This is a genomic window from Eubacterium ramulus (genome assembly GCF_003122485.1).
GTDB lineage: Bacteria > Bacillota > Clostridia > Lachnospirales > Lachnospiraceae > Eubacterium_I > Eubacterium_I ramulus_A.
The window spans coordinates 1-8,230 of the sequence record NZ_JRFU01000140.1 but is presented as its reverse complement, the minus strand read 5'-3'; the positions used below and the strand labels follow the sequence as shown (position 1 = coordinate 8,230).

Genomic DNA, 8,230 nt, shown 5'->3' with positions numbered 1-8,230 from the left:
AACTGCGCACCTCTGTAATCCTGCCGGAGGCTATATCAGATGGGGGATTAGCTCCCATCTGATATTTTAAAGAGAAATCGGCGAATCCTTCTGTGCCAGCTAACCGTTCGTTACCTTCGTTTTGCTTCGGTTTTATCGCGCTCACTTCCAACTCCAATAAAAGCTGGTCGTTTCCCGTTCGCGCAAAACTTGCAAAACTCAGTCACTTACTGAACCGCTTGCCACAGAAGGATTCGCCGATTTCTACATTTTTCAAATCACGCATTTTAAACTTCGTGGCACCCCGAAGATTCCCGTAATCTTTTCACACATTGTTTCAATACATCAACGGTATAGTCAAGTTCCTCGCGTGTATTATGAACCCCAAGCGTAAAACGTATCGCCTCATACGCCTGCTGTTCACTTTTTCCAATCGCAAGCTGCACATGAGACGCTTTCTGTATTCCCGCAGAACATGCCGAAGCGGAAGATGCACAGATTCCTTCCAGATCCAGCAGCGCAACCACCGCCGGTCCGTTAATTCCTGCAATACTGATATTGATATTGTTGGGCAGACGTTTTGTCCGGGAACCATTGAGACAGCTTTCCGGGATTTCAGTTAAAATCCGGTCGATCAGATAGTTTTGCAGTCTTTTCTCATAGCGCATCTTTTTTTCCAGAATCTCAGCAGAACAGCGTGCTGCCATTCCAATTCCAACGATTCCGGGCACATTTTCTGTTCCGGAGCGCATTTTCCGCTCCTGTCCTCCACCGTGGATCATTGGCTGCAGCTTCAGTCCCTGACGTGCATACAAAAAACCGGTTCCTTTCGGACCGTTAAATTTATGCCCGCTGGCAGAAAGCAGGTCAATCCCTTCTTCTTTGACCAGAATCGGGATCTGCCCGTATGCCTGCACAGCATCGGTATGAAACAGCACCTTCCTTCGATGCGCGATTTCTGCAATTTTGCGGATTGGCTGGATACTTCCAATCTCATTGTTGGCATACATCACAGAAATTAGGACGGTATCCGGACGGATTGCCCGCTCAACGTGTTCCGGCAAAACAATTCCATTTCTGTTTACTGGCAGATAGGTCACACGGACGCCGCTTTTTTCCAGATTTTTGCATGTATTTAAAATCGCATGATGCTCGATTGCAGTCGTTATGATATGTGGCGCACGCTTTTTGCTGGCACTCACCGCAAACATAAGTGCCCAGTTATCCGACTCGGTTCCTCCAGACGTAAAATAAATCGTTTCCGGTGCAACCTGCAGGGTATCTGCGATCCACTTTCGTGACAAAGACATTGCGCGTTTGCTCTCCTCCCCCAGTTCATAGCCAGACGAAGGATTTCCGTAATATCTGCTGTAATAAGGAATCATGGCATCCAGCACTTCCGGAAAAGGCTGTGTGGTTGCTGCATTATCCAGATAAACCAATCGCTTCATGAGAGTCTCCCTTTCCTTCCGGTTCTGACCAACAACCCTTTTGCATATGATATAAAAAAACAATTAATTTCTATGGTTTTACATACAAATACACTCAAAAATAATCTCATTTCCGGCACACTACTTCTGACACTGACCGGAATTTTAAGCAGGATCATCGGTTTTTATTATAAAATATTCCTGTCACGTACGATCGGTGCAGAAGGTCTGGGTATTTATCAGCTAATTTTTCCGGTATTCGCCCTGATCATCGCGGTCTCAGCTGCCGGCATACAGACCGCGATTTCCCGGTACTGCGCCCAATGTCAGATGGAACAGCAGGCCAGACGCTATCTTGTGACCGGACTGGTTCTTTCTTTGCTGCTCTCCGGTATCTGTATCGCATTTGTGCAGACATACGCACCATGGATCGGCTCTGTTTTGCTGGAAGATGCACGTACCGTATCTCTGCTTCGTCTGATGACGTTTTCCCTGCCTTTTGCCTGTATTCATTCCTGTATCAATGGCTATTATTTTGGCAAAAAGAAAGCTGCGATTCCTTCTATTTCACAGCTTCTGGAACAATTGATCCGTGTGGCAGGTGTCTGGCTGCTCATACAGATCCTGACAGAACAGGGAAACCTGCCTTCTCCTGAAATTGCGGTCTGGGGTATTCTGTTCGGGGAAGTGACCGCTGCGCTCTATTCCGTTACGATGTTACTTTTTTCACACGAAAAAAATCCGACGCAAGCCTCTCTTTCGCTTCCGCCGGAATCTCGATCCTATCTGCAGGTTCTGCGGGAGCTGTGCACCATGACATTACCACTCACCTGCAACCGTATTTTGTTAAGCATCTGTCAAAGTGCGGAAGCGATCCTGATACCGATGAAACTGCGGGATTTTGGTTACACAAACAGTGATTCCTTAAGCGTTTACGGTATTCTGACTGGTATGGTTTTTTCCACCATCCTGTTTCCCTGCGTGCTGAGCAATTCCCTGTCCGTTATGCTGCTGCCTGCCATTTCGGAAGCAAACAGCCGCAACCGCATGGATCTGATCAAAAAAGCAGTCCAGAAGACGACACAATTGTGTGTCATCCTTGGACTGCTGTGTACTCTCGGTTTTCTGCTCGGCGGAAACTGGATCGGCATTCACCTGTTCCACAATGCTCTGGCAGGACTTTATGTCCGGACTTTAAGCTGGATCTGTCCGTTTCTGTTCCTCGCAACTACGCTGTGCAGCATTCTGCATGGTCTTGGGAAACCGACACTCACAATGCTGATCAACTTGTCCGGAGCCATACTCCGCATTGGCTTTATTTTTGTTGGTATTCCACGGATCGGTCTGTCTGCCTATCTATGGGGTATGCTTGCCAGTCAGATTTTGATCTCCGGTCTGGCACTTATCAGCCTGCGTAAGACACCCAAACTCCCGAAGCAATCTGCATAACCAGCTTCCTGTATTTCAATCGAACGTATGTGAAATCTGTGCAGAATACACTATTCTCCAAAAACTTCACCCAGGCGCTCCATCGTCTCAATGATCATACCGCGCGGGCTTGCAATATTAATTCGCATAAAGCCTGCGCCCTCCGGTCCGAACATGGAACCTTCGTTAAACCAGATTCTTGCATCTTTTAAAATTTGGGCATTTAATGCTTCCGGTGAAAGTCCATACTCCCGGAAATCCATCCAGAGCAGATAGGTTCCCTCTGGTTCAATCAAATGAATCTTCGGTAAATGCTCTGCCAGATAATCACGGATGTATGTGATATTACCCTGCAGATATACCAGTAATTCATCCAACCACTGCGCACCGTGCTCGTAGGCTGCCTGACAGGATACTTGTCCGAACAGGTTTGCATCGGAATAAAATACTTTGTTCATCTCTGCCTGGAATGTTTTTCTTAATTCCGGGTTTGGAATCATGATATTGGAAAGCTGTAATTCCGCCAGGTTGAAGGTTTTACTCGGTGCAGTACAGATTACGGCATTGTCTGCATATTCGCTCAGTGTGCCAAAGCTAGTGTGATGATATCCCTCATAAACAAAATCACAGTGGATCTCATCCACGATCATGATAACATTGTGTTTTTTGCAGATTTCAGCAGTCTTGCACAGTTCTTCTTTTGTCCATACGCGGGACACCGGATTGTGTGGACTGCAGAGTAGGAACAGTTTTACCTGTTCTTCTGTAATCTTTTGTTCCATATCTTCGTAATCCATATGGTATTTTCCATTTTCCAGCACCAGTGGATTATTGACTAATTTGCGTCCGTTTTCTTTTACCACATTTGTAAACGGATGATAAACCGGACGCTGGATCATGACGCTGTCTCCCTCTTTTGTGTAGGCGCGAACTGCTGCTGCCAGTGCAAATACCACCCCCGGAGTTGCAATCACCCAGTCATTTTCAATCTGCCAGTTAAATCGTGTGGAAAACCAGTTTTTCAATGCGTCATAATAACCGTCTCCCAACATGGAATAACCGTAAATACCGCGGTCTGCCACTTCTTTTAAGCGTTCTTTTACTTCCGGAACGGTCTCAAAATCCATGTCCGCTACCCAGAGCGGTAAGGTATTCGGATCTAATTTTCGTTTTGTGATCATGTCCCATTTGTAGCAGTCTGTACCATAACGGTTTACCATTCTGTCAAAATCGTATTTCATGTTTTTCTCCTAATTTCAACTCACAGGCAGTATTTTCAAAGCCTGAAAAGTTCGAATATGTTTCGCTTAAACGGAAAACGGAACAGACAAAACGTCTGCCCCGCATTACACTTCATTTAGTTCATTACAAGTAGTATCATAGCGGTAATTCGTAATCCGCTCATTACTTACTCATAATTCATAAGAACCAGTTCGCTATACCGATTGCTAATTCTTATACTCGTGATAAGTACTCACCTGTTCTTGTATCAATTTTGATTACATCGCCTTCGTTTACGAATAACGGAACATATACAGTAGCACCTGTCTCAACTGTAGCAGGTTTTGTAGCGCCTGTAGCTGTATCGCCTTTGAAGCCTGGCTCTGTCTCTGTGATCACAAGTTCAACGAACATTGGCGGCTCAACTGCGAAGATATCTCCGTTGTGAGCAAGCATTGTAACTGCTTCGTTCTCTTTTACGAATTTCAGAGCATCACCGATTGCATCTGTGCTCAGAGCGATCTGATCATATGTCTCTGTATCCATGAAGTAGTATAAATCACCGTCATTATACAGATACTGTTTCTCAGATCTGTCAACGTGTGCTGTCTCTACATCCTCTGTCGGACGGAAAGTTTTCTCTACAACTCCGCCTGTTTTAATATTTTTTAATCTTGTTCTAATGAAAGCTGCGCCTTTTCCAGGTTTTACGTGCTGGAAATCATCTACTCTGTAAACGTTGCCTTCCAGCTCGATTGTAACACCTTTTCCGATTACCTTTCCTGCGTTTGCCATTAAAAAATCCTCCTTGTATGTTAAGACCTTCGGTCTTTTCTTCTATTACCACAAACGAATGGTAATTATTACTTCTCTCTATTCTATATGAAAAACCGCGATTTTTCAACCTTTTTATGGACTATTCCTCAATTTTATGAATCATATCGATTCTTGTCTGATGACGTCCTCCCTGAAACTCTGCATTTAACCATGCATCAACGATTGCTTTTGCAGTCTCGCTTCCAACGATTCTTGCACCGAATGCAATGATATTTGCATTGTTGTGCTCTTTGACAAGACGTGCGGTAACAGGCTCAGAACAAACTGCTGCGCGAACGCCTTTTACTTTATTTGCTGCGATGGAGATACCAACGCCGGTTCCACAGATCAGCACACCGCCGTCCACTTCGCCTGCTGCTACCATACGTCCGGCTTTCTCGCCGTACTCCGGATAGTTGCAGCTGTCATGTGTGTCGGTTCCGATATTGATCACTTCGTGACCTTTCTCTTCCAGATATGCTTTGATCTCATTTTTCAGTTCTACTGCTGCATGATCGTTTCCAATTACAAGTTTCATTTTTCTTCCTCCCGATTTTCAAAAATACTCCTGTGTGTTTTTCTATAGTTACGGTAACTGATCAGAACAATTGCCTCCAGTCTGCGCTTTAAGACAATCTGGATCTCCTCTTTCCAGTGAATCTTTTTCACCATGATCGATGGGATTCCGGTTCGATTGGCTCCGAAAACATCGGTAAACATCTGATCACCGATAAAAATCGTGTTCTTCTTATCGGTGTGCATCCGTTCCATTGCTTTTTCATAGTTTTTTGTGGACGGTTTGTGTGCATCGTAAATATACATTGACTGCACAGCGTCCGCAAACGATTTTACTCTGGGTTCCTGATTGTTGGAGATCAGGCAAGTCGCAAATCCAAGCTCATGCAGATGGGCAAACAGTTTTTTTGCCTTCTCATTCGCCGGTGCACCATGTGTCACCAGGGTATTATCAATATCAAAAATCAGTCCCCGGTATCCGTCCCGGTACAACCGGTCAAAATCAATTTCATATGTAGATGAAATATACAAATCCGGATAAAATTTTTGAAACATAGGTTACCTCCGTTCAGTTGGCAGATCAGATCCCGCCACTGATATCATTTCGTTACTTACATCTGATACGATACTACTCATACCGGATATACTTATTTGTCCAGAACTTTCTTCAGTTCTTCCACAAAGGTATTCACATCTTTAAACTCCCTGTATACAGATGCGAATCTCACATAAGCTACTGCCTCTAAATCTTTCAGTTTATCCATCACCAGTTCGCCGATCACGCTGCTTGGGATCTCTTTTTCTTCCATATTGAAGATTTCCGTCTCCACATCGTCGATGAGTTGATTGATCTGGTTGACAGATACCGGGCGTTTATGACAGGCTCTGAGCACGCCGTCCTCAATTTTGGAACGGTTATACTGCTCTCTGGTGTTATCTTTTTTGATAATGATCAGCGGAATCGTCTCCACTTTTTCATAAGTTGTAAAACGTTTTGAGCAGTCATCACAAAGTCTTCTGCGGCGGATGGAACAGTTGTCCTCCGCTGGTCTGGAATCAATGACACGTGTGTTATCACTGCTGCAGTAAGGGCATTTCATCGCTCTTTTTCCTCCGTACCTATTCTTTATAGTTTGTGCAGGCATTTCTCCGCACATATATCTACCAGTATTACATCCGGTCCGATCCGAACAATTTTTTTCCAGTCTATGACATATTCCGTGTCACATCCCACCAGATGAAACCACTTCGGAGGTCCCTTTATGATCATTGCACATATCTGTCCGCTGCATTCATCAAACTCCAGATCACAGACATTTCCCAGACATCTGCAGTCAGAGGCGTTGATTACCTCTTTCCTTGAAAATTCACATAAACGCATGGTACACTTTCCTTTACTCTCTGTTTCTTTATATTTTATTCAGATTGAAAAAGGAAGTGCATTTTTCATATATCCATACGTTATTTAAAAATGTTTCCAACATTTTTACTTATAAGATGTAAGCGAAGAATATTTCTGCTACGCTTTTGTCACTCACATCAAATATTTCATATTATACGTTGAAACGGAACAGGATAACATCGCCGTCCTGAACTACGTACTCTTTTCCTTCCAGTCCTACCAGACCTTTTTCACGGGCTGCTGCCAGTGAACCGCACTCAAGCAGGTCTTTGTAGTTTACAACCTCTGCACGGATAAATCCACGCTCGAAATCGGTATGGATCTTTCCTGCTGCCTGCGGTGCTTTTGTTCCTTTTTTGATGGTCCATGCACGGGTTTCATCCTCACCTGCGGTCAGGTAGCTTAAGAGTCCAAGTAAGCTGTAGCTTGCCTTGATCAGTTTTTCCAGACCGGACTGTTTCAGTCCAAGATCCTCTAAGAACATTGCTTTCTCATCGTCATCCAGCTCTGCGATTTCCTGCTCGATCTGTGCGCAGATGACAAATACCTCAGAACCTTCCTCAGCTGCAAGTTTGCGCACATTCGCTACATGCGGATTGTTTGCGCCGTCGTCTGCCAGATCATCCTCTGAAACGTTTGCTGCGTAAATAACCGGTTTTGCAGTCAGAAGATTGTAAGAAGCGAACCATTCCTGATCATCCTCATCATCGCCTACTTCAAAAGTCTTTGCAAGTTTGCCGTCTTCCAGATGTGCTTTGATCTTCTGTAACAGCTCCAGCTCTTTTGCAAGTTTTTTGTCCATTCTTGCGCCTTTTGTTGTTTTTGCAATACGACGATCCAGGATCTCAATATCGGAGAAGATCAGCTCTAAGTTGATGGTCTCAATGTCTCTTGCCGGATCTACGCTTCCGTCTACATGGACTACATTTGGATCTTCAAAACAACGTACTACGTGAACGATGGCATCTACTTCACGGATATTTGCAAGGAACTGGTTTCCAAGTCCCTCACCTTTGCTGGCACCTTTTACAAGACCTGCGATATCTACGAATTCGATAACAGCCGGTGTTACTTTTTTGGAATTGTACATATCTCCAAGTAATTTCAAGCGCTCATCCGGTACTGCAACGACACCGACATTCGGGTCGATGGTACAGAACGGATAGTTGGCTGACTCAGCGCCGGCTTTTGTCAGTGAATTAAACAGGGTACTTTTTCCGACATTCGGAAGTCCCACGATTCCTAATTTCATATCTTCTATCTCTCCTTTTTAATTCCCCGATATAACAGGGGTATACTTTCTTTCTTAAATAATACTGAGTCCATGAAAAATAACATCTTATCCTGTTTTCTCCATGTGTTCAGGCTATTATCTGCCTTGATTTTCTGTCAAGTCGAACGCACGTGAGACTTGGTGCGTGATTCTGGTCAGCGCAAG

General features: G+C 44.4%; 9 protein-coding genes. 1 reads left to right on the top strand and 8 read right to left on the bottom strand.

Features of this window, described 5'->3' with window-relative positions:
- Positions 1 to 266: 266 nt before the first annotated feature.
- Complete coding sequence (locus LG34_RS12225) at positions 267 to 1,430, bottom strand: cysteine desulfurase family protein (RefSeq protein ID WP_109216319.1); 1,164 nt, start codon at positions 1,428 to 1,430, stop codon at positions 267 to 269.
- Positions 1,431 to 1,502: 72 nt separating this feature from the next.
- Here LG34_RS12225 and LG34_RS12220 point away from each other — a divergent pair, with 72 nt between their 5' ends.
- The gene (locus LG34_RS12220; RefSeq protein ID WP_109216318.1) at positions 1,503 to 2,858 is read left to right on the top strand and encodes a polysaccharide biosynthesis protein; all 1,356 of its coding nucleotides are present in this window, start codon (positions 1,503 to 1,505) and stop codon (positions 2,856 to 2,858) included.
- A gap of 50 nt (positions 2,859 to 2,908) precedes the next feature.
- Here the strand turns inward: LG34_RS12220 and LG34_RS12215 are convergent, their stop codons facing one another.
- The 7 genes from LG34_RS12215 to ychF form a co-directional block, all read right to left on the bottom strand.
- Entirely contained in the window at positions 2,909 to 4,078 is a 1,170-nt protein-coding gene (locus LG34_RS12215) for a MalY/PatB family protein (protein WP_109216317.1), read from the bottom strand.
- Positions 4,079 to 4,292: 214 nt separating this feature from the next.
- Positions 4,293 to 4,853, bottom strand: coding sequence for an elongation factor P (gene efp, locus LG34_RS12210; protein ID WP_109216316.1), 561 nt, complete (start codon positions 4,851 to 4,853; stop codon positions 4,293 to 4,295).
- Between the two features lie 121 nt (positions 4,854 to 4,974).
- The gene (rpiB, locus tag LG34_RS12205) at positions 4,975 to 5,412 is read right to left on the bottom strand and encodes a ribose 5-phosphate isomerase B (protein WP_109216315.1); all 438 of its coding nucleotides are present in this window, start codon (positions 5,410 to 5,412) and stop codon (positions 4,975 to 4,977) included.
- Complete coding sequence (locus tag LG34_RS12200; protein ID WP_109216314.1) at positions 5,409 to 5,945, bottom strand: YqeG family HAD IIIA-type phosphatase; 537 nt, start codon at positions 5,943 to 5,945, stop codon at positions 5,409 to 5,411. The genes rpiB and LG34_RS12200 overlap by 4 nt, the downstream gene beginning before the upstream one ends.
- A gap of 92 nt (positions 5,946 to 6,037) precedes the next feature.
- The gene (nrdR, locus tag LG34_RS12195) at positions 6,038 to 6,490 is read right to left on the bottom strand and encodes a transcriptional regulator NrdR (RefSeq protein WP_109216313.1); all 453 of its coding nucleotides are present in this window, start codon (positions 6,488 to 6,490) and stop codon (positions 6,038 to 6,040) included.
- Positions 6,491 to 6,516: 26 nt separating this feature from the next.
- The gene (locus tag LG34_RS12190) at positions 6,517 to 6,771 is read right to left on the bottom strand and encodes a YlmC/YmxH family sporulation protein (protein WP_109216312.1); all 255 of its coding nucleotides are present in this window, start codon (positions 6,769 to 6,771) and stop codon (positions 6,517 to 6,519) included.
- A gap of 172 nt (positions 6,772 to 6,943) precedes the next feature.
- Positions 6,944 to 8,044 (bottom strand): redox-regulated ATPase YchF, encoded by a 1,101-nt coding sequence (gene ychF, locus LG34_RS12185; RefSeq protein WP_109216311.1) that lies wholly within the window; start codon positions 8,042 to 8,044, stop codon positions 6,944 to 6,946.
- Positions 8,045 to 8,230: the final 186 nt, after the last annotated feature.